We start from the raw sequence: 22,095 nt of genomic DNA, 5'->3' as shown, positions 1-22,095 counted from the left end.
TCGAAATGTTATGAAAAAAGGTGAAATCATGTCGCAATATACTCCAATGATACAACAATACTTATCTATCAAGGCAGCTCATCAAGATGCCTTTTTATTTTTTCGTTTAGGCGATTTTTATGAAATGTTTTTTGATGATGCAGTCCGTGCAGCTCAAATTTTAGAGATTACATTAACAAGCAGAGATGGGGGCAGTCAGGATCGCATACCAATGTGCGGCGTGCCATATCATTCTTCTGCAGGTTATATAAAAACCCTGGTTGAAAATGGTTATAAAGTAGCCATCTGTGAACAAGTAGAAGACCCTAAGCAAGCAGTAGGGGTTGTGAAGCGGGAAGTTATTCAAATCATAACACCAGGAACGGTAATTGATGATCATTTATTGCAAGACAGGGAAAATAATTACCTTGTTTCAATTGAAAGAGAAAATGATTTATTTGCTTATATTCTTTGTGACTTATCTACAGGAGAACAAAAAGGATATACATATAGTGGCAATCAGCTGTCATTCATCCAATTGCTCTTAAGCCAAGGGGTTAAAGAAATAGTTGGAGATGAAGAGTTACATGCTGAGTGGAATGAAAAGATATCTCTCAACGGACAGGCTTCGGTTTCCATTCAAAAGGAGAATAGCGTTGATGAAAGATTTCTGCATCTTACACAAGATATCTCTCATCTTTCTTTATTGAAAGCAGCAGGGAGGCTGTTTCATTACTTAAACTATACGCAGAAGCGTTCCTTTCAGCATCTGAAGCCGGTTGAATTTCAGCAGAATGACCTGCGAATGAAACTGGACGCATTTTCAAAAAGAAATCTAGAGCTCACTGAGTCAATTCGGGCAAAAGGCAAAAAAGGTTCGTTGTTATGGCTGTTAGATTCTACTATGACGGCAATGGGAGCCAGAAAACTTAAACAATGGGTAGAAGAACCGCTTTTCGTAAAGAAGACTATTGAGAAACGGTTACAGCTGGTTGAAGAGCTCATTAATGAATTTTTTATCCGTGAAGAAATGAAAGAACAGCTGAAGTCTGTATATGACATGGAACGGCTGATCGCTAAAATCTCTTATGGAAATGCTAGTCCAAGAGATTTGGTCCAGTTAAAAAGATCATTGTTAAGTGTTCCGGTTCTAAAAGAAAAAATAAGTCAAATTCCGGGTGAGTATGCGTCTGAAATTTATGAAAAAATGACGGATCATAAAGACCTGGCTCATTATTTGGATTCAGCTATACATGATGAAGCCCCTGTTCAAATTAAAGAAGGCGGAATCATTAAAAAAGGCTATAATGCTAAGCTGGATGAATATAAAGATGCGAGCATGAACGGGAAAGCTTGGATTGCTGCACTAGAACAGCAAGAAAAAACAGAGACCGGAATTAAATCCTTAAAAATAGGATTCAATAAAATATTCGGCTATTATATCGAAGTTACGAAATCTAACTTATCGATGGTACCAGCTGAGCGATATGAAAGAAAACAGACTCTTGCAAACGCAGAAAGGTATGTAACTCCTGAGCTTAAAGAAAAAGAGCGTATTATTTTAGAAGCTGAAGAAAAAATTTCAGGTCTTGAGTACACTTTATTTTTAGAAGTTAGAGAATATGTAAAGCAATATATTCCTGGGCTTCAGCAGCTCGCTTCTGCGATTTCAGAACTGGACGTCATTCAATCATTTGCTGCGATCAGTGAACAGTATCGTTATGTAAGACCGTCCGTTTCAGAAGATGGAAAAGTAAATATTGTTGGTGGCCGTCACCCAGTTGTAGAAAAAGTAATGGATGCACAAGAATATGTTCCCAATGATATTTTCTTAAATAATGAAAGAAATATGCTTTTGATCACCGGACCTAACATGGCAGGTAAAAGTACGTATATGCGCCAGCTTGCCTTAACGGCCATAATGATGCAAATCGGTTGTTTTGTACCAGCAGAACAAGCTGAACTGCCGATGTTTGACCAAATCTTTACACGGATTGGTGCAGCTGATGATTTAGTAGGCGGACAAAGTACGTTTATGGTAGAAATGCTTGAAACAAACTTTGCTCTTACAAGTGCGACAGAAAATAGTTTGATTCTTCTTGATGAAATCGGGCGTGGAACTTCAACCTATGACGGGATGGCACTTGCACAGTCTATAATCGAGTTTATTCATGAAAGAATTCAAGCGAAGACGCTCTTTTCCACCCATTATCATGAGCTGACTGTTCTTGAAAATTCGCTTCCATCCTTAAAAAATGTTTTTGTAAGTGCTGTTGAGGAAAATGGAAGTCTCGTATTTTTGCATAAAGTAATTGATGGACAAGCTGATAAAAGTTTCGGGATTCAAGTAGCAGAATTAGCAGATCTTCCTCAGGATGTTATACAAAGAGCGAAAACCATCCTTCAGACTTATGAAAAACAAGAAAAGAATGAAGCGCTCCCTATCCAGGAAGTCTCTGCAACAAAAGAAGAAATACAGGAAAGCCAGCTAAGTTTGTTTGCGGATAAAAGCACTGTTTCCCGAAAAAGAGATTCAAAAGAAACTGACGTTTTAAAAGATTTAAAAGCATTGAATGTCCTTGAAATGACACCGCTTGAGGCGATGAATGCTTTATATAAACTGCAGACCAAATTGAAATAAAAAGGAGGCATAAAAGATGGGCAAAATCGTACAGCTTGATGAGCATTTATCGAACAAGATTGCAGCTGGAGAAGTAGTTGAACGCCCAGCCTCTGTTGTTAAAGAACTTGTTGAGAATTCAATTGATGCAAATGCTTCTAGAATCGAAATTGAAGTAGAAGAAGGCGGCTTGTCACTCATTCGTGTGCTTGATAATGGGGACGGTATTGAGGCCGACGACTGTGTCCTTGCTTTTAATCGTCATGCTACTAGCAAGATTAAGAGTGAACATGACCTTATCCAGATTCGCACGATGGGTTTTCGCGGAGAAGCGCTGCCAAGTATCTCTTCCGTCTCTCAGGTAGAGTTGAAATCTTCAACAGGTGATGGTCCTGGTACTTATCTGTTTATCGAAAACGGTAAAATTAAAAAACAGCAGCAAACAAATAGCAGAAAAGGTACCGACCTGACAGTGCGTAACCTGTTTTATAATACACCTGCTCGTCTAAAACATGTAAAAACCATTCAAACTGAACTAGGGACGATCACTGATTTAGTCAACAGGCTTGCATTGGCAAACCCAGATGTTTCTTTTCGGTTAAAACATAACGGAAAAGAATTGCTTCATACATCAGGCAATGGAAACTTGCAGCAGATTATTGCAGCTGTTTATGGTATTCAGACAGCAAAGAATATGCTGCCAGTTTCATTTACATCTCTTGACTATGAAGTAACAGGTTATATAGCTAAACCCGAGATGAACAGAGCATCTAGACAATATATTTCACTGTTTATGAACGGCAGATATATTAAGAACTATGCACTTTCAAAAGCGATCCAAAATGCCTATCATACATTTTTGCCGATTGGGCGATTTCCGATTGCCGTTCTTTCTGTTAAGATGGACCCGACAATTATAGATGTAAACGTACATCCTTCAAAACATGAAGCTAGGCTTAGTAAAGAAACAGAACTCGTCCAATTAGTCGAAAATGAATTAAGAAAAGTAATAAAAGCTGTTCAGCTCATCCCAGAAGTTAATTTTCAGAAGAAAGAACAGAGGCAGAAAGAAACAGATATGCAGTCTGCTTTTTCGTTTGAATACGCTCAAAAGAACAAAGAGATTGATCCTTATCAAGTACCTGAACCTGTTAAATTTAAAACTTCTATTCCTTCTAATTCACCTGCAGGCATTCAGGAAACAGTTCAAGTAAACGAAATGATGGATTCATTTTTAGATACAAAGAAAAATTACACTGAAACAGTTGTTGAAGACAGAGAAGAAAGGATCGAAGAAACAGGAGCAAACAAACAAGAGAAATTACCTGTTCTTTATCCAATCGGCCAGATGCACGGGACATATATACTTGCACAAAATGAAAATGGATTATATTTAATTGATCAGCATGCTGCGCAAGAAAGAATTAAGTATGAATATTTCAGGAAAAAAGTAGGGATGGTTGAACGGGAATTACAGCTGTTAACGGTTCCTTACACATTTGAATACACAACACACGAAGCTGCATTTATTAGCAATCATCTGAATTTTTTAAGCCAAGTCGGGCTGTTTCTTGAGCCCTTTGGACAAAATACTTTTATTGTTAGAGAACATCCGCAATGGTTTCCAAAAGGATATGAAAAAGAAACCATCATGGATATTATTCAGCAGGTACTAGATCATAGAAAGATTGATATAGAAAAATTAAGAGAAGAAGCTGCCATCATGATGTCATGTAAAGGATCGATAAAAGCAAACCATCATTTAAGAAACGATGAAATATTTGCTTTGCTGGAGACTTTGCGAAAATCTGAAGATCCATATACATGCCCTCATGGGAGACCGATAACCATTCATCTATCAACTTATGAACTCGAGAAAATGTTCAAACGGGTCATGTAGGAGCTAACCATGAAAGAAAAATTAATAGTTATAGTAGGTCCGACTGCTGTTGGAAAAACGAAAACAAGTATCGAACTCGCTAAGGCCATTAATGGTGAAATTATCAGCGGTGATTCTATGCAGGTTTACCGCGGATTAGATATTGGAACGGCGAAAATTACAGATGATGAAAGAGAAGGCATCCCTCATTACATGATTGATATCAAAGATCCTTCTGAGCCATTTTCTGTTGCTGAGTTTCAAGAAAAAGCAAAAGAACTAATCAGTAGTATCAATAATAGGGGGAAGATCCCTATCATTGTTGGAGGTACTGGCCTCTATATACGTTCGGTTACACATCATTATGAGTTTTCAGAAGCAAACAAAAACAACGAGATCAGGGATGAACTTCAAAAAAAAGCTGATGCTGAAGGTCCAGAATCACTTCATTTAGAATTAATGTCAATAGATCCTGTAAGGGCAGCTGAAATCCATCCAAATAATATACACAGAGTTATTAGGGCTCTCGAAATATATTATGAAACTGGCAGCATACCCTCAAAGGAACAAAAAAATATGCAAGGGAAAGATGAATCATCATATAACCTTGCATTAATAGGATTAACAATGGAGAGGGAAAAGTTATATCAGCGGATAAATGAACGTGTAGATTTGATGGTTAAGTCAGGTGTTATTAAAGAAGCGAAATGGTTATTACAGCAGGATATCTCCAATAGTCTTGCAGCAAAAGCGATCGGTTACAAAGAATTTTTTCCTTATTTAACTGGTAATAGCACATTAAAAGAATCCATTGAATTATTGAAACGAAATTCGAGAAGATATGCAAAAAGACAGTTCACATGGTTCAATAATCAGATGGATGTGAAGTGGTTTTCCATGGATGAATCACCATTTGAGAAAAAATTTAAAGAAATTCGTCACTTTGTGGAAGGGAAATTAGATATTTCCGAGAATGTATAAAGGTAATGCCCAAAGAGGAGGATCTGTTCACATGAAGCAATCAATCAATTTACAGGATCATTACTTAAACCAATTACGGCGCGAAAACATTTATGTGACCGTATATTTGCTGAATGGTTTTCAGCTTAAAGGTTTAGTAAAGGGGTTTGACAACTTTACGGTTGTACTTGAGGCAGAAGGGAAACAGCACCTCATATATAAGCATGCCATTTCAACGTTCACCCCGCATCGAAATGTCGATTTATCTTCTGCAAATATGAATGAATAAAAAATACTCCCTAAGAACCTGCTGAGGTTCTAGGGAGTTTTTATTTGTTTTATGAAGTTATCATATCTTTGTAAAGTAAGATATGATTTTAAACCGAACCAATACTGAACTTCTTCGTCTGTTCTACCTGAAGCTAAATAATTTAATATTGCTGTCCTCCGTAGGTGTTGAGAGCTTATACCTTGTCTAATACCAGATCGCTTGATTTCCTGTCTTAACATTTTCTGTATGGCGATTACAGTTAAAGGTTTTGGTTCATAAGTTGAATAATCAAATCGAAAAGTACCCCTTTGATAATCAAATGCGATAAAAAAACGGTCAGAAGAATAATGATTTGGTCTGATAGAGGCTGGGATATCTTCTTTGTACGTATATAACAGTTGTTGTGTGAAAGCAGTAAGAGGCAAGTGCCTGATTTCTGCACTATTTACAACCGTTAATTGCTGCCTTGTAAAATTAACGTGTTTCATTTCAATGTTCGTTAATTCTTGCAGCGTTAATCCGTAGTGGTATAGCAGTGATAATATTGCTTCATTTCTTTTGACAAGCAAATGTCTGTATTTTAGCTGATTTTCAGTGAGACCATCAGAAGAAGAAAGTGTTTCAAAAAGCTGCTGAAATTCCTCATCCGTTATAAAGTCGTTCTCATGAAATTGTTTATCTTCTTTTAAATCTTTTTCAATTTCTGAAAAGGGGTTTTCATTGATAAGTCTTTGTGATTGAAGAAATTGAAAGAGACTTTTTATTACGGTAAATACTCGTTGACTGGTCGCTGTGCTATATTCTCTTTGTTCAGAAAGAAATAAAAAATATTCTTTTAATTGTTCAGAAGTCAAATTTAAAATCATAGGTATTTGATCACTGTTTTTGATCACTCTAAGCCAAGCAAAAAAATCCAGCAGATCATAATAATAACGTTTAATCGTACTTTTTTTCTTCCTTTTTTTGTAAATGTGAGATAAATGAATTGGCATATTCGGGTAAGTGTGGGTACTCTTCCATAATTGCCTCCTATAACCTCTTTTTCCCATTATATCAAAGGCAATATTTTTTGCATATTTAACATGCGTCCAATCAAAACTATTTAAAAAAGGATGATGAAAATGCGAAAATTGTCAGTGATATTAATGTGTTTACTCTTTGCTCTCGGTGCTTGTTCAGGAAAGAGCGGGTCAGGGGATGAGACACTGGATACGAAGCAGGTAAAATACGACACTTCAGAGCGTAAGCCTAATTCTCAAATTGATACACCGCGTGTGAAAGAACATAGTGATGAAATACATCAATCAAAAGATTTAGTACAGCTTGCTGAAAAAGTTAACGGAGTTGAAAAAGCATATGTAATCGTCAGTGGCAGTTATACACTGGTCGGAATTGTTTCTTCAGAACTAACAGCGCCAGGTGAAGAAAATGATGCTTTACGCAAGGAAGTTTATAGTGTTCTAAAAGGAAACGCACATGGAAGGAATGCAGCGATTACAACTGATCCGGATAAAATTCAAAAAATAAAAGAATTAGGTAAAAAAGCAAATCTGAGCAACAAAGAAAGTCAAAGCGGCGTTTTTAACGAGATGGGCATATTGATAGGAAAGATTAAACCGCTTGAAGGGCATATGAAGTCCACTAGAAGGCAGGATATGCATGAAGAAATAGATCATAGCCGTGATGATTTATATGAATAAGGAATTCATTATTTCCTAAGGAAGCGCATAAACAGACATATATAGACAGGTTTAATTAACATAAGATATATTATGTTAATTAATGATCAAAAAAAGCATTCTCCATACAAAGAGAATGCTTTAATTATTTCTTACAGCTTCTGTTTTGCTTGAGACATAAATAGAAGTCGAAGCTTTTGGTGTGCTTTTTAATTTTCCGGCTATATAAGAAGCAATTGTAATTGCAATAATTGAGATAAAGGCATTTTTAAAGCCAAACATGGCTACAGCGGAAGAAACAATAATAAAATCAGTAACAAAAAGTGATACACCTCGGTTTATATCAGATTTTTGTTCAAGGTATAAAGCAAGTATGTGGATTCCTCCGAGAGAAGCACCTGAATTTAGAACAAAACTTACCCCGACACCAATCAAGATTCCAGCTATTACCGCAGCAATTACTGGAGAGATCACTGGAAAATGAACAAAATCCATTAAATCTGATATAACGGAAATAAGTAAAATACATAAAAAAGTTGATAGTGAAAAAGTCCATCCAAGTTTTTTTATAGAAAGAACGAAAAAAGGGAGATTTACAATTATAAAAAGAATTTCCCACGACCATTCAGTCATGTAAGCGCCAAGTGTTGCGACTCCAGCTGTTCCTCCAAATGTTAATGAATGTACCGTTAACAGCTTAATACCTGCAGCAGTTAAAAATAATCCTAAAATAATCATTATACTTTTATAAAATTTAGCTTCCAACTTGATTTCCTACTTCCGATTTAACAATTCACTTGATATTTCATTATTTAACATATCACGGAAATCTTGCATACTTGAGTATTTTTATTCGTCTGAAAATAGAAAACGTTCACAATTCATTAATATTTATTCATCAATAAAAAACAGGCTTGTCATTGTGGTAGACAATGTTGCTTTGTCATAAATTGATAACAGTGGGTAAATAAACGATATAGGCATTTGTCACAGGTATTATCTAAAGAGCATACATTGATTTGACTGGTAAAGAGAGGTGGTACCGCTTGAACGAACCTATCGCGATTAAAAAACAGCGGCAGATCAACATTGTGTTAAACCAGGGAAATGAGAAGAACAAAGCAGATGATGCCTTAACTTTAGCCGGAAAAGATAAAGTGAAAGAGCAGCATCTTCCATTAATAAAAATTGAACAAGATCTGAACAGGCTTGTTGGGATGGAAGACTTAAAACATCATGTTAAAGAAATTTACGCATGGCTTCATATTAATAAATGCCGGCAGGAATTGGGACTGAAGGCGGAAAAGCAGGCTCTGCATATGTTATTCAAAGGGAATCCAGGTACTGGGAAAACCACAGTTGCAAGGAAACTGGGAACACTTTTTCATGAGATGAAAGTATTATCTAAAGGTCATTTAATTGAAGCAGAAAGAGCGGATCTCGTAGGCGAATACATCGGTCATACTGCTCAAAAAACAAGAGAATTACTTAAAAAAGCAAATGGAGGAATTCTATTCATTGATGAGGCTTATTCTTTGGGCAGGGGCGGAGAAAAGGACTTTGGAAAAGAAGCGATTGATACACTGGTAAAAGCCATGGAAGATCAGCAGCATGAATTTATATTAATTCTTGCAGGCTACCCGAAAGAAATGGATCGGTTTTTAAAACTAAATCCAGGACTTCCTTCAAGGTTTCCGGTTGTTATTTCTTTTCCTGATTATTCAGTGGATGAACTAATGGAAATATCCAAAAGGATGCTTTCCGAAAGAGAATACGTATTAACAAGAGACTGTGAGTGGAAACTAAAAACACATATTGAACGAGTCAGAAACTCAGGAAATGCCTCTTTCTCAAACGGAAGATACATTCGAAATATGATTGAAAAAGCTGTAAGAAGACAATCTGTAAGGCTCCTAAATGATGCAAGGCAAGATAAAAAAGCGTTGATGACCATTCAAAGTGATGACCTTGTGCTAGAAGAACGTGATTTGATTTGATATGATGGAAGGAGACTATGGAAAGCAGGGATCGCAAATTTGAACAGACAAAAAGATTCAGTTCAGGAAAAAGCGATTCTCGTCGGCTGTCAGCTTCCGCGGCAGGACGACGAGCGTTTTTTTTATTCGATGGAAGAATTAAAGTCGCTGACGAAAACAGCAAATGGAACAGTTTGCGCAGTGGTTTCTCAAAAAAGAGACAGGTATGATTCTGCTACTTTTATAGGTAAAGGAAAAGTTGAAGAATTGATAACTCTTGAAGAAGAACTTGAAGCGGAACTTATTATCTTTAATAGTGAACTGTCACCATCACAAGTACGTAACCTTTCAAAACATTTTCAAGCAAGAATTATAGACCGTACCCAGCTGATTCTTGATATATTTGCTCAGCGTGCCAAAACACGAGAAGGAAAGCTTCAGGTTGAACTGGCGCAGCTGGAATATCTTTTGCCAAGGCTGTCTGGCATCGGTGCAAGCCTTTCAAGACTTGGCGGTGGAATTGGGACAAGAGGTCCTGGTGAAACAAAACTTGAAAAGGACCGCCGTCATATAAGACTGCGTATCCATGAACTAAAACAGCAGCTGAACCAAGTGGTAGGCCATAGAGAAAGATATAGAGAACGGCGCAAACACCAAGGCGCTTTTCAAGCAGCACTAGTCGGTTACACGAATGCGGGAAAATCAACAATATTCAACAAGCTGACTGAAGCTGACAGTTATGAAGAAGATCAGCTTTTTGCGACGTTAGATCCTTTAACAAGAAAAGTGAAACTGACAAGCGGTTTTCAAATGCTGTTAACAGATACGGTAGGCTTTATTCAAGATCTTCCGACTTCATTAATTGCCGCCTTTCGATCAACATTAGAAGAAGCTGCTGAGGCTGATCTGCTTATTCACGTTATTGACGGATCAAGTGAGGACCGCAATCAGCATGAAAAAACAGTTAAACGAATTTTGAGTGATCTGAAAGCTAGCCATATTCCAATGTTAACGGTATACAATAAAAAAGATCAGTTTGCTCCAGACTTTTTACCAGAAAGTCCGTCTATTTCTATTTCAGCTTTATCTGAACAAGATATTACAATGTTAAAAGATACGATTGAAAAGGAAGTTACTAAACAGCTTACATATTATCAAATCAGTGTGCCTTCACACGATGGCAAACAGCTTGCGAGACTTCGGTCCGAAACGATCTTAATCAAACAAGAGTTTGATAAAGAAAAGCTGGTTTATGATTGCAGGGGTTATGCCCTTCCATCAACTTCTATAGAGCAAATCAGCAATAAAGGAGAATAGCATGTATTCGCAGTTCCAAAATGGAGAAATCTTAGAGAAAATAGCAAAAAGAGTAGCTGATCGTATAAAGGATGTTCATGAGTCGATTGATTCAATTGCACAATTTAATCAGCTTAAAGTTTTAAAAGCATTCCAAAAAAATCATGTAGGAGACCATCATTTCAATCCATCTACTGGTTATGGCTATGATGATTCTGGACGGGATACACTTGAAAAGGTCTATGCTGAAGTCTTTCAAGCAGAGGCAGCTATTGTCAGGCCGCAAATTATTTCGGGAACGCATGCCATTACATTATCCCTTTTTGGTGTGCTCCGCCCAGGTGATGAACTCTTATATATAACTGGAAAACCTTATGATACTTTAGAAGAAATTGTTGGGATCAGAGGATCAGGTGAAGGTTCATTAAAAGATTATAACATCTCATATAAGCATGTTGACTTAACTGCACAAGGAGAAATTGATTACGAAGCGGTAAAAAAATCAATTACAGAAAAGACAAAAATGATCGGTATTCAGCGTTCTAAAGGGTATGCTGACCGTCCTTCATTCACAGTGAATGCTATTAAACAAATGATTGATTATGTTAAACGTATCAAAAAAGACGTAATCGTATTTGTTGATAATTGCTATGGTGAATTTGTTGAACAAACGGAGCCTATTGAAGCGGGTGCAGATATCATTGCAGGATCATTAATCAAAAACCCTGGGGGAGGTCTTGCGAAAACAGGAGGATATATAGCAGGAACAGAATCACTGATTAATAGAATTTCTTATCGTCTTACTTCTCCTGGAATCGGAAGAGAAGCAGGTGCATCACTTTACAGTTTACAAGAGATGTATCAAGGCTTTTTCTTAGCTCCCCACGTTACCGCACAGGCTTTAAAAGGAGCTGTTTTTACAGCCGCATTCTTGGAAGAGCTAGGCATGGAAACCCGACCGGCATGGCATGAGAAAAGAACGGATCTAATCCAATCCGTTATCTTCGGAGACAAAGAGAGAATGATTACATTCTGTCAGGCTATCCAAAAATCATCACCAATTAATTCATTTGCAGTTCCTTATCCTGATTACATGCCTGGTTATGAAGATGATGTCATTATGGCAGCAGGAACATTTATCCAAGGAGCGAGTATTGAGCTTACTGCTGATGGACCGATACGTCCGCCGTATATTGCATTTGTACAGGGCGGTCTTACACTTGAACATGTCAAAATTGCTGTTATCTCCGCTGTGGATGAACTTTTAACACATGGTTTAATTAAAAAATAAGCATCTTAAAAAGGCCGCTCTTGGTCTTTTTTTAATTTGATGTTACTTTTTCTAACATTATGTTTGACATGTTAGCTTTTCTGACATAAGATATAAAAAGAAGTTGAAAGGAGGTATTTATAATGAACGATATGAACCGCAGGAACTTACCTTTGTTCCCAATTAGCATTGTTATGCAGCTGACTGAGTTGTCTGCAAGACAGATTCGCTATTATGAAGAACATGAATTGATTCATCCTGCAAGGACAGAAGGTAATCGTCGTTTGTTTTCTTTCAATGATGTAGATAAGCTTCTTGAGATCAAAGCACTTCTCGAACAAGGGGTGAATTTAGCAGGTATCAAAAGGGTATTTGAACTTAACGAACAAGCTGCTGAATTACTTAAAAATCAGCAAAATGTTCAAGGAGTAAAAGAAATTTCGGAATCTGCGCTTCATCGCCGTTTAAAACGGGAATTGATTCATGCAGGAAGACATGGGAAGACCTCATTAATTCAAGGAGAACTTTCCAGGTTTTTTCACTAAACAAAAACAAAATAATACTTAATAGGTGAACAATCGCCTTAAATAGGCGTTTTTATATTTAAAGGAGGAGAAAGATTTGGCTAAGTACACTAAAGATGACATTTTAAGAATGGTAAAAGAAGAAAATGTAAGGTTCATTCGTTTGCAATTCACAGATTTATTGGGTGTAATTAAAAACGTTGAGATTCCAATCGGACAGCTTGAAAAAGCTTTGGAAAATAAAATGATGTTTGACGGATCTTCTATTGAAGGTTTTGTACGAATTGAAGAATCTGATATGAATCTATTTCCTGATCTAGATACATTTATGATTTTCCCTTGGACATCTGAAAAAGGTAAAGTAGCACGTTTGATCTGTGATATCTACATGCCAGATGGAAATCCTTTTGATGGAGATCCGCGTGGTATTCTAAAGCGTGTACTAAAAGAGATGGAAGACCTAGGATTCTCTGATTTCAACATTGGACCTGAGCCAGAATTTTTCTTGTTCAAAAATGATGAAAAAGGCGAACCTACTCTTGAATTAAATGATAAAGGCGGATACTTTGACCTTGCTCCAACAGATCTTGGTGAAAACTGCCGAAGAGATATCGTACTGGAGCTTGAAGATATGGGCTTTGAGATCGAAGCATCTCACCATGAGGTAGCACCTGGTCAGCATGAAATTGACTTTAAATATGCGGATGCAGTGAGCACTTGTGATAACATCCAAACGTTTAAGCTTGCTGTTAAAACAATTGCACGTAAACACGGGCTTCACGCTACATTCATGGCAAAACCATTATTTGGTGTAAACGGTTCTGGTATGCATGCTAACATGTCTTTATTTAAAGACGGCGAAAATGTATTCTATGATGAAAAGTCTGAAACAGGCTTAAGTGAGACAGCAATGCATTTCTTAGCTGGTATTCTAAAGCACGCTCAAGGTTTTACAGCAATCACAAACCCTACTGTAAACTCTTATAAGCGTCTAGTGCCTGGCTATGAAGCTCCTTGTTATGTAGCTTGGTCTATGCAAAACAGAAGTCCATTAATCCGTATTCCAGCATCACGCGGTATCAGCACACGTATCGAAGTTCGAAGTGTTGATCCAACGGCTAACCCGTATCTTGCAATGGCAGTATTGCTTGCATCGGGTCTTGATGGAATCAAGAATAAATTAGCTGCTCCGAAGCCTGTAGACCGCAACATCTATGTAATGGATAAAGATGAGCGAGAAGCAGAAGGAATTCAAGATCTTCCAGCAACATTAAAAGAAGCTCTAGTTCTTTTCAGTAAAAATGAAGTTCTGACAAAAGCTCTAGGTGAGCACGCTACAGAACATTTTATTGAAGCGAAAGAGATCGAGTGGGATATGTTCCGTACGCAGGTTCACCCTTGGGAACGCGAACAATATATGAGCATGTATTAAAACCTAAAACCCCTGATACCAACGGTATCAGGGGTTTTTAGATTTTTAGTCCAAATAGTAAATATTAGTATCAATTGGTCTCGACTTTCACAGTTTATTCCCAGTTGCATCTTTTTAACCTATTTGATTGTGATCGGAGTCCCGTCAAACTTAGTGAATGAGAAACCACTGAATTTCTCATTGTAGGTCGCCCTATAGTCCCTAAGAATGCTTATTGCGACGGCTTCACCAAGTTTCATCCCCTCAATCCCATCAGAACGCCAATGAACGCCGCTGTATCGCGGCCAAAGGAGATATTGGCGGCAAGTTTATTCATTTCCACGCCTATTGTCAATGGGTCTCCTGAATAAGGAAGCAATGAGAGACCATTCGAACTGGCGGAGACTGGATTTGGGATCCTAAACGATTCTTTAAAGAATGCCTTGAGCTTGGGTTTCTGATTTAAGGTAGGGGTTTGATTCATTTAATGCTTCACTGCCATAACTCAGCAGAACTAGCTTTTCAATTATAGGATTTGTTTTTTCTCTATTTCGAAAATGGAAATCAGAAGAGAATAAAGGAAAATGAAATTATCCTTAAATTGAAAAAAAAACAAGCCATTAATTTTTATTCACATCTTGTCTAATCTCAAATAGTATACTTAATGAATACTTCTATATATGCCGATAACTTTCCCAAAAAACTTATAAAGGTACTTGCTCATTCCATTATTTTATTTTTTGAAATTTCATGTAGTTTACTTTTAGTAAATTGAAAAAGTCGAATTAATAAAATTGCAGATAATAGATGGGTTGGAATAGAATAAATGGGGCAATTATTAAAAGAAAAAGTATTCTCCTTATGTTAAGACATGAAAAGACGAGATGTTAATAAATTATATCATCTTTTTTTTGCATTCATAGATTTTTGTTTAAAAACTAATGAATAATTTAGTTTGACGAAGGTAACCTGATTATGAAAGGAGATTTTTTATGTGGCTGCTAATCTCTACTATTACCATTCTTTTAATAATCATATATGTCATGCCAAAAAACGTTACGAAATCAGAGGCTTTTTTTTCTGTGTTTTTTTCAATGGCTTTTCAGCAACTGGTAGATTGTTATTTAGATTTTAAATATGACCTTTATGGATATTTCAGTGTTGGTGTTGATTCAGAATACATCTTGGTTTTATTACTTTTATTTCCTGCTTTTAAACTTGTATTTATAAATTTTTTTCCTTTCGGTTTAAGCTTTCGTTCAAAAGTAAAATACATATTATTTTGGACAGTTTTTTCAACTCTCTATGAATACTGATCCCTTTATACAAGTTTGTTCTACTACCATGGGTGGCGAATAGAATGGTCAATTGCTATGTATCCCGTAATATTTTCAATTAATGGATATGTATTTTATCTTTTTCGTAAATGGAAAGCTGAAGAAAAAAATAGTAATTGCCTAGGTAAAGTTTAGTGTTTTTATTATTCGATGAATTTAAAGGCACAAAAAAAACAAGCCATTTATTAGAAATAGCTTGCTTAAATACTTATATGGATTAATGGATACTCCTGTAAACCCCTATTACTTTACCTAAGATTGTACAGCTCTGCAGAATAATAGGTTCCATAGAAGAGTTCTCTGGCTGAAGTCTGATATGATTCTTTTCTTTAAAGAATCGTTTTACAGTTGCTTCATCTTCGTCAGTCATTGCAACGATAATATCTCCATTATTAGCAGTTGGCTGCTGCTTTACGACAACTAAGTCTTTATTAAAAATGCCTGCTTCGATCATACTGTCTCCAACAACAGAAAGCATAAAAACATTTTCATCTCCAACTACATGCTCGGGAAGAGGAAAATATTCTTCTACATTTTCAACAGCACTGATAGGAAGCCCTGCAGTTACTTTACCGATTACCGGAATCGAAACAGATCTGACAGAAGGAATATTATCTTCTAAACCTAATACCTCGATTGCTCTTGGTTTGGTTGGATCCCTGCGTATTAGCCCCTTTTTCTCAAGTCTTGCCAAATGTCCATGAACTGTAGAACTAGATGCAAGTCCAACTGCTTCACCAATTTCTCTAACAGAAGGCGGATAGCCTTTTTGCGATACTTCTTCTTTTATAAAAGCCAGAATATCCAATTGCCGTCTGGATAACTTAGTCATTTTTAAGCACCTCACCAGATTTTTTATCTATAAAAAGTATAGCATGGCATTCTGGGAGATACAAACATAAGTTCGAAAAATGTGTTGACACCGAACAAACGTTCCAGTTATTATGGAAATAAGAAATACGAACAAACGTTTGTTGAAAGGGGAAAAAATAATGAAACAAGGGACGTTGCATGTGATTGTATTTTTAGGTTTAGTTGGGGGAATCTTTTTTACATTATCAAATCTTGCATCACAAGATAAACAATATATAGAAGTTACAATTGAAGAAGGGGATTCACTGTGGAGTCTTTCTGAAGAATACAATGCAAAACATCATTATTCAAACTGGGAGTTTATAAAATGGGTAGAGAAAGAGAACAGTGTAAACGCCGCTGCTGTATTTCCAGGCCAGAAAGTAATCATCCCGGTTAATAAATAAAAAGCAGGTCTTAATCTATGAAAGCAATCATTTATTGCAGAGTTAGTACAGAAAAAGATGAACAAACAACATCGATCGAAAGACAAAAAGCAGAACTGTTAAAACTGGCAGATCAATTTAATCTAGAAGTTATTAATTGTATTTCAGAAAAGGCTAGCGGCTACTCACTGGAACGTGACGAACTCTTGAGTGTTTTGGATATGGCAAGGGATGCAGAGTTTCAATATCTGCTTGTTCAAGATGATACTCGTTTAGGAAGAGGCAAGGCTAAGATGGCAATTCTCCATCAATTAATTAAATACGATATTAAAGTATTTACCTTATCACATAACGGAGAATACACTTTAACTGAAGCAGATGAAATGGTACTTGATATTGTCTCAACAGTTGAGGAATACCAGCGTAAGCTCCATAATATGAAGATCAGAAGAGGTATGAAAAAAGCGGTGAAAGATGGCTATAAACCTCAGAAAAATCTGAAAAACAAAACTTATGGCGGCCGTGAAAAGAAAGAGGTACCTATAAACGAAATCGTCCGGCTAAAAGATATGAAGCTGACATTTCATGATATTGCTGCAACACTAAAAGGATTGGGCTACAACATTTCAAAAGCTACTGTTCATCGAAGATACAGAGAATATATGGAAAATACGGATAACTAGAAATTCCTTTTCTACTCATGTAAGATTGAGAGAAAGAGAAAGTAAAAGGAGTTTTTATAGATGTTATCTAAAGATAAAATGCAAAGAATAAATGAATTATCTAGAAAATCCAAGCAAACAGAGTTATCAAAAGATGAAAAAATCGAGCAAAAGAAACTGAGAGAAGAATATCTCCAAGTATTTAGAAAATCCTTTGTTCAAGATTTGCATGGAGTTACATTTGTAGATCCAAACGGAAACGATGTTACACCTGAAAAACTAAAGAGAAGTAAAGATAATAAAAATAATCTTAAACATTAATACTTAATGCCTATTTGCAAGAATGCAAATAGGCATTTTTTTCTGTTGCATTAAATATTTAATAGTATATACTGTTATATAACAACTTTGAAAGGGGAGAATATTTTGACTTTTTCAATCACGAGTGCTGCTGCTAATCTTTATAAGGATATCGAATTAGGAGCTAAAGAAGGTTTGCGTTTATTTGTGAAGTACGCTGGAAGCGGTGACTCGGGTGGGTTTTCACTTGGGGTAACTCCTGCTGTGCCGGAAGAAAATGACTACATCCAGGAAGTTGAAGGATTAAAATTTTTTGTTAAAGCAGAAGAGAGTTGGTTTGTTGAAAATATGAAGCTTGATTATGATGAAAAAACGGATTACTTTTCTTGTCAGATTCCCGGTTTAGCTTAATATAGATATACCGCCTGTACTATAACAACGAATTCGTTGCAATAGTTTCAGGCGGTTTTTGTATGAACTGCAGAGGGTAATGGTAAAATAACAATAGTTTATAAAGTGTTTACCTTGTCTAAATGGACATGAAGGTTTATTATGTAATTCAAACTGTTTAGTACATACGAAGGGATGATTTATTTGTCACGTAATATTGATGATTTAGCAATTAATACGATCAGAACACTATCAATTGACAGCATAGAAAAGGCGAATTCCGGCCATCCCGGAATGCCGATGGGGTCAGCACCAATGGCATATAGCCTTTGGGCGAAATACATGAACCATAATCCATCTAATCCAGAATGGTTTAACCGTGACCGCTTTGTTTTATCAGCCGGCCATGGTTCAATGCTACTTTATAGCTTGCTGCATTTAAGCGGTTATGGGTTGACGATTGAAGACTTGCAACAATTCAGACAATGGGGAAGCAAGACTCCTGGACATCCTGAATACGGTCATACAGTTGGGGTAGAAGCAACTACAGGTCCACTTGGGCAAGGAATTGCGATGGCTGTCGGAATGGCGATGGCAGAACGTCACCTCGCTGCAAAATATAACCGTGATGGACACGAAGTAATCGATCATTATACGTATTCCATTTGTGGTGACGGAGACTTAATGGAAGGTGTATCTGCAGAAGCCGCTTCTTTAGCTGGGCATCTTGGTTTAGGAAGAATGATTGTGCTTTATGATTCAAATGACATTTCTTTAGATGGCGATCTACATCATTCATTCTCAGAGAATGTACAGCAAAGATTTGAAGCATACGGCTGGCAAGTTCTATTTGTAGAAGATGGAACTAACTTGGATGAAATCGAAAAAGCTATAGCAGAAGCACGTAAAGAGTTAAACAAACCTACACTAATTGAAGTTAAAACAGTTATTGGACATGGCTCACCAAATAAGTCTGGTAAATCAGCGTCTCATGGTGCACCACTTGGGAAAGACGAAATTCTTTTAACTAAAGAAGCATACAAGTGGACATTTGAAAATGATTTCCACGTTCCTGAAGAAGTTAAATCACATTTTGAACAATTAAAGGCTGAAGGCCAATCAAAAGAAGAAGAATGGAATAAACAATTCCAAGCATATGAAGAAGCTTATCCAGAATTAGCTCAAGAACTTCAAGAAGCTATAAAAGGCGATCTTCCAGAAAACTGGGATCAAAATATGCCTGAATTTGATAAGGCGGTAGCTACGCGTTCTTCTGCTGGAAAAGCGTTAAATGTGCTTGCTAAAAATGTTCCATCAATTTTTGGAGGATCTGCGGATTTAGCAGGTTCAAATAAAACACTTCTAGATGGCGAAGTAAACTTTAGCCGAAACGATTATAGCGGCCGCAACATCTGGTTTGGTGTTCGTGAATTCGCAATGGGAGCGGCATTAAACGGAATGGCACTCCATGGCGGTCTTAAAGTATACGGTGGGACATTCTTTGTTTTCTCTGATTACGTACGTCCAGCAATTCGCTTGTCTGCATTAATGGGGCTGCCTGTGACTTATGTATTAACACATGACAGTGTAATGGTAGGAGAGGATGGTCCTACGCATGAGCCAGTTGAACAGCTTGCTTCATTGCGTGCACTTCCTAACCTTAACTTGATTCGTCCAGCAGACGGATACGAATCGAATGCAGCATGGAAGATTGCAGTTGAAAGTAAAGATCAGCCAACTGCACTTGTTTTAAGCCGTCAAGACTTGCCAATATTGAAAAATACAAAAGAAAAAGCATACGAAGGTGTTAAACGCGGTGCTTATATAGTGTCGCCATCTGAATCAGAGGCTGAAGTACTTCTTCTTTCTGCTGGTTCAGAGGTAAGTTTGGCAGTAGAAGCTCAAGAGCTTCTGAAAAATGAAGGGATCTCAGCATCTGTTGTTTCCATGCCTTCTTGGGAAAGTTTTGATAAGCAGGATTCAGCTTATAAAGAATCAGTGCTTCCGAAGCATATTACTAAACGCTTAGCTATTGAAATGGGCGCTTCATTAGGATGGCATAAATATGTTGGACTTGAAGGAGACACTTTAGCGATTGATACTTTTGGAGCTTCTGCACCTGGTGAAGTTATCCAAAAGGAGTTTGGCTTTACACCAGAAAATGTAGTGAAGCGTGTTAAAGAAATGCTAAATAAATAAAAATGATTTTTTTAGAAAGAAGGTTTTCAAACGAAAACCTTCTTTTCTTTGTTTTTCGACAAAAGAAGTTGTTTTTCTCTCTGTTTTTTAGACAAGCTTTTCTCCATTTTTTGTATATACTTTTCAGCAAAGAAGTTGGAGAGGAGCTTTTCCATGAGAGAATTTTATATATATTTAATAACAAAAGAAGTTGCTCATTCCTACTATGGAAAAGAAAATAAGCTTTTTCAATTATTTTATGAAGAACAGCGTTCATCAGGAATATTTAAACAAATATTAAATAAACAGATCGGGTACATAACATCCTCTATTTCAGTTTCACAGCTTGAGGAACATTTTTGGCTGCAATTAAGAGATAAATATGAGTGGCGTTCTGAAGGTCAAACATATACACTTTCATGTAAGAATAGTAAGGTAAGGATTGAATTGAACAATCGTTATCTTCATCTGTACAGCATTGGAAATTTCGAGGCAGAAACCATAATTTTTGAAGCTTTAAGACAATTTGAGTCATACTTCTTAGCGATGGACTATGGAGAAAGAAAATATGGATGGCTGTCACCCTTTAAACTGAACATGGTGTATGCTACTTAATTAACTTTCAAATGTTGTATGTAACCTATAACTTGTAGTAAACTAGTTCTAGACAACATGAAGGAGGAAGTTTTAACAATGAGTACTGGTATGGTAATCCTTGTGGCGGCACTATCACTGATTGCAGGCGTTGCGATCGGATTTTTTATTGCCCGCAAGTATATGATGAGTTATTTACAAAAAAATCCACCGATTAATGAAAATATGTTGCGTGTGATGATGATGCAGATGGGTCAAAAGCCTTCTCAAAAGAAAATTAACCAAATGATGCAGGCTATGAACAAGCAGATGAAGTAAGTGTACAAGCACCCTGAGTAAAATCGGGTGCTTGTTTTTCGTTATAATTGCTTACAGCATCAAAAGAGGATGATGATTATGGACGATATAAAAACAATCCGAATAAACGAAATAGATTTTGATTCACATCTGCTTTTTGATGTCAGGTCTCCTAAGGAATATGAGGAATACCATATTCCAGGTGCAAAATGCTTAAGTATTTTTTCAAACGATGAAAGAGCGGAAATTGGGACGATATACAAGCAGAATAGCAAGGAACAAGCGATGGAACGCGGACTGGAGATTGTAGCTCCCAAATTGCCGGACTTTTTTAAGACAATAAAGACCGAGATGGCAGTAAATCCAGAAAAGCAAGTTGTGATTTATTGTGCGAGAGGCGGAATGCGTTCAAAAAGTATAGCTCAAACAATGTCGATGATGGGGATAAATTGTTTACAGTTAGATGGCGGGATCCGTTCTTATCGAAAGCAGATTGAAAAAATACTGGATGAATATTCACAAAACCCGCACAAAATTATAGTTATTGAAGGCTATACAGGGACAATGAAAACTAAATTTTTGGAGAAGCTGCAGGATGAAGGTTATCCGGTTATAAATTTAGAGAGAATGGCTAGTCATAAAGGTTCAATTTTTGGAAGAATTGGAGAAGAACCAGCTTCTCAGAAAAAGTTTGAATCACGATTATATGAGCGGTTAAATGAACTTAAAGACTCTCCTGTTTTAATAATTGAATCTGAAAGCAAAAGAATCGGCAGGGTTGTTGTTCCTGACTTTTTGTTAGAAGGAAAGTACTCGGGCACCCGCATCCATATCGATATGCCTTTTAGAATGAGAGTGAAATATATTTGTGAAGTATATGATCCTCTGTTTCATAAGGAAGAAATTGAAGAAGCAGTATTGAAACTTTCTAAAAGGATTCCGTTTCCTATCATGACGGAGATCAAAGAAGCACTCACGCAACAAGATTATGAAAAAGTCGTTTCTTTCTTGCTTGAAAATTATTATGATCCAAAGTATGAGTTTGCGGAACAAAAGTATGAAAGTCAATGTATCAAGGTATGTGGTGATTCTTTTGATTACCTTTACAACGAAATTAAGAATGAAATTAACAAAATTTTTTAACTCATATTAAAGACCGCCTTAAAGGTGGTCTTATTTTTATGAATATTTTTCTTTTCGGAATTTTCATATATTGGTAAACTATACTTGTTTT

At 36.6% G+C, this 22,095-nt stretch carries 22 protein-coding genes and 1 pseudogene; 19 read left to right on the top strand and 4 right to left on the bottom strand.

From position 1 onward, the window contains the following. The first annotated feature begins 28 nt into the window (after positions 1-28). From mutS to hfq, 4 genes are read left to right on the top strand one after another with little or no spacing between them, the layout of a single operon-like run. Positions 29-2,620: a DNA mismatch repair protein MutS gene (gene mutS / locus UN64_RS16060; protein ID WP_171978943.1), complete on the top strand. Its 2,592-nt coding sequence runs from the start codon at positions 29-31 to the stop codon at positions 2,618-2,620. A gap of 16 nt (positions 2,621-2,636) precedes the next feature. Further along, entirely contained in the window at positions 2,637-4,499 is a 1,863-nt protein-coding gene (gene mutL, locus UN64_RS16055) for a DNA mismatch repair endonuclease MutL (protein ID WP_077364577.1), read from the top strand. 9 nt (positions 4,500-4,508) lie between these two features. Beyond that, on the top strand, positions 4,509-5,459 hold the full coding sequence (miaA, locus tag UN64_RS16050; RefSeq protein WP_077364575.1) for a tRNA (adenosine(37)-N6)-dimethylallyltransferase MiaA: 951 nt from the start codon (positions 4,509-4,511) through the stop codon (positions 5,457-5,459). 31 nt (positions 5,460-5,490) lie between these two features. After that, on the top strand, positions 5,491-5,727 hold the full coding sequence (hfq, locus tag UN64_RS16045) for an RNA chaperone Hfq (RefSeq protein ID WP_066289634.1): 237 nt from the start codon (positions 5,491-5,493) through the stop codon (positions 5,725-5,727). 29 nt (positions 5,728-5,756) lie between these two features. Here the strand turns inward: hfq and UN64_RS16040 are convergent, their stop codons facing one another. Beyond that, on the bottom strand, positions 5,757-6,758 hold the full coding sequence (locus UN64_RS16040; protein ID WP_077364573.1) for a tyrosine-type recombinase/integrase: 1,002 nt from the start codon (positions 6,756-6,758) through the stop codon (positions 5,757-5,759). Between the two features lie 72 nt (positions 6,759-6,830). On the opposite strand from UN64_RS16040, the gene UN64_RS16035 reads away from it, so the two are divergent. Continuing rightward, positions 6,831-7,409 carry a YhcN/YlaJ family sporulation lipoprotein gene (locus tag UN64_RS16035; protein ID WP_171978942.1) on the top strand — a complete coding sequence of 193 codons (579 nt, stop codon included), beginning with the start codon at positions 6,831-6,833 and terminating at the stop codon, positions 7,407-7,409. Positions 7,410-7,529: 120 nt separating this feature from the next. Here the strand turns inward: UN64_RS16035 and UN64_RS16030 are convergent, their stop codons facing one another. Next, positions 7,530-8,153 carry a YitT family protein gene (locus tag UN64_RS16030; protein ID WP_077364569.1) on the bottom strand — a complete coding sequence of 208 codons (624 nt, stop codon included), beginning with the start codon at positions 8,151-8,153 and terminating at the stop codon, positions 7,530-7,532. A gap of 281 nt (positions 8,154-8,434) precedes the next feature. Here UN64_RS16030 and spoVK point away from each other — a divergent pair, with 281 nt between their 5' ends. From spoVK to glnA, 5 genes are all read left to right on the top strand, one after another. Next, positions 8,435-9,385, top strand: a complete 951-nt coding sequence (gene spoVK, locus UN64_RS16025) for a stage V sporulation protein K (RefSeq protein WP_077364567.1) — start codon at positions 8,435-8,437, stop codon at positions 9,383-9,385. A gap of 39 nt (positions 9,386-9,424) precedes the next feature. Next, on the top strand, positions 9,425-10,681 hold the full coding sequence (gene hflX / locus UN64_RS16020) for a GTPase HflX (RefSeq protein ID WP_077364565.1): 1,257 nt from the start codon (positions 9,425-9,427) through the stop codon (positions 10,679-10,681). Between the two features lies 1 nt (position 10,682). After that, positions 10,683-11,951: a methionine gamma-lyase family protein gene (locus tag UN64_RS16015; protein ID WP_077364563.1), complete on the top strand. Its 1,269-nt coding sequence runs from the start codon at positions 10,683-10,685 to the stop codon at positions 11,949-11,951. Between the two features lie 122 nt (positions 11,952-12,073). Beyond that, the gene (locus UN64_RS16010; protein WP_077364561.1) at positions 12,074-12,475 is read left to right on the top strand and encodes a MerR family transcriptional regulator; all 402 of its coding nucleotides are present in this window, start codon (positions 12,074-12,076) and stop codon (positions 12,473-12,475) included. A gap of 76 nt (positions 12,476-12,551) precedes the next feature. After that, positions 12,552-13,886 carry a type I glutamate--ammonia ligase gene (gene glnA, locus UN64_RS16005; RefSeq protein ID WP_066289654.1) on the top strand — a complete coding sequence of 445 codons (1,335 nt, stop codon included), beginning with the start codon at positions 12,552-12,554 and terminating at the stop codon, positions 13,884-13,886. 119 nt (positions 13,887-14,005) lie between these two features. Here glnA and UN64_RS21455 read toward each other — a convergent pair. After that, positions 14,006-14,313, bottom strand: a pseudogene (locus tag UN64_RS21455) (phosphoesterase); the annotation flags it as partial. Positions 14,314-14,857: 544 nt separating this feature from the next. On the opposite strand from UN64_RS21455, the gene UN64_RS15995 reads away from it, so the two are divergent. Further along, positions 14,858-15,181, top strand: a complete 324-nt coding sequence (locus tag UN64_RS15995; RefSeq protein ID WP_077364559.1) for a hypothetical protein — start codon at positions 14,858-14,860, stop codon at positions 15,179-15,181. A gap of 238 nt (positions 15,182-15,419) precedes the next feature. Here UN64_RS15995 and lexA read toward each other — a convergent pair whose 3' ends face one another. Then, the gene (gene lexA, locus UN64_RS15990) at positions 15,420-16,034 is read right to left on the bottom strand and encodes a transcriptional repressor LexA (protein WP_066289770.1); all 615 of its coding nucleotides are present in this window, start codon (positions 16,032-16,034) and stop codon (positions 15,420-15,422) included. 160 nt (positions 16,035-16,194) lie between these two features. Between lexA and yneA the strand changes: the two genes are divergently transcribed. The 8 genes from yneA to mnmH all read left to right on the top strand — a co-directional run bounded on the left by yneA (position 16,195) and on the right by mnmH (position 22,004). Next, positions 16,195-16,461, top strand: coding sequence for a cell division suppressor protein YneA (gene yneA, locus UN64_RS15985; RefSeq protein ID WP_171978941.1), 267 nt, complete (start codon positions 16,195-16,197; stop codon positions 16,459-16,461). A 17-nt stretch (positions 16,462-16,478) separates the two neighbouring features. Continuing rightward, positions 16,479-17,123 (top strand): YneB family resolvase-like protein, encoded by a 645-nt coding sequence (locus UN64_RS15980; RefSeq protein ID WP_077364555.1) that lies wholly within the window; start codon positions 16,479-16,481, stop codon positions 17,121-17,123. Positions 17,124-17,183: 60 nt separating this feature from the next. Further along, positions 17,184-17,423, top strand: coding sequence for a DUF896 domain-containing protein (locus UN64_RS15975; protein WP_077364553.1), 240 nt, complete (start codon positions 17,184-17,186; stop codon positions 17,421-17,423). Between the two features lie 105 nt (positions 17,424-17,528). After that, positions 17,529-17,813 carry a HesB/YadR/YfhF family protein gene (locus UN64_RS15970; protein WP_171978940.1) on the top strand — a complete coding sequence of 95 codons (285 nt, stop codon included), beginning with the start codon at positions 17,529-17,531 and terminating at the stop codon, positions 17,811-17,813. Positions 17,814-17,987: 174 nt separating this feature from the next. Then, positions 17,988-19,991 carry a transketolase gene (tkt, locus tag UN64_RS15965; protein ID WP_077364549.1) on the top strand — a complete coding sequence of 668 codons (2,004 nt, stop codon included), beginning with the start codon at positions 17,988-17,990 and terminating at the stop codon, positions 19,989-19,991. A 153-nt stretch (positions 19,992-20,144) separates the two neighbouring features. Continuing rightward, positions 20,145-20,585, top strand: a complete 441-nt coding sequence (gene sirA / locus UN64_RS15960; RefSeq protein ID WP_077364547.1) for a sporulation inhibitor of replication protein SirA — start codon at positions 20,145-20,147, stop codon at positions 20,583-20,585. A gap of 78 nt (positions 20,586-20,663) precedes the next feature. Further along, positions 20,664-20,882 carry a YneF family protein gene (locus UN64_RS15955; RefSeq protein WP_077364545.1) on the top strand — a complete coding sequence of 73 codons (219 nt, stop codon included), beginning with the start codon at positions 20,664-20,666 and terminating at the stop codon, positions 20,880-20,882. A 78-nt stretch (positions 20,883-20,960) separates the two neighbouring features. Then, positions 20,961-22,004 carry a tRNA 2-selenouridine(34) synthase MnmH gene (mnmH, locus tag UN64_RS15950; protein WP_171978939.1) on the top strand — a complete coding sequence of 348 codons (1,044 nt, stop codon included), beginning with the start codon at positions 20,961-20,963 and terminating at the stop codon, positions 22,002-22,004. Positions 22,005-22,095 lie beyond the last annotated feature (91 nt).

This window comes from Fictibacillus arsenicus (genome assembly GCF_001999465.1).
Classification (GTDB): Bacteria; Bacillota; Bacilli; order Bacillales; family Fictibacillaceae; genus Fictibacillus; species Fictibacillus arsenicus.
This window is presented reverse-complemented; position numbering and strand designations above follow the sequence as displayed.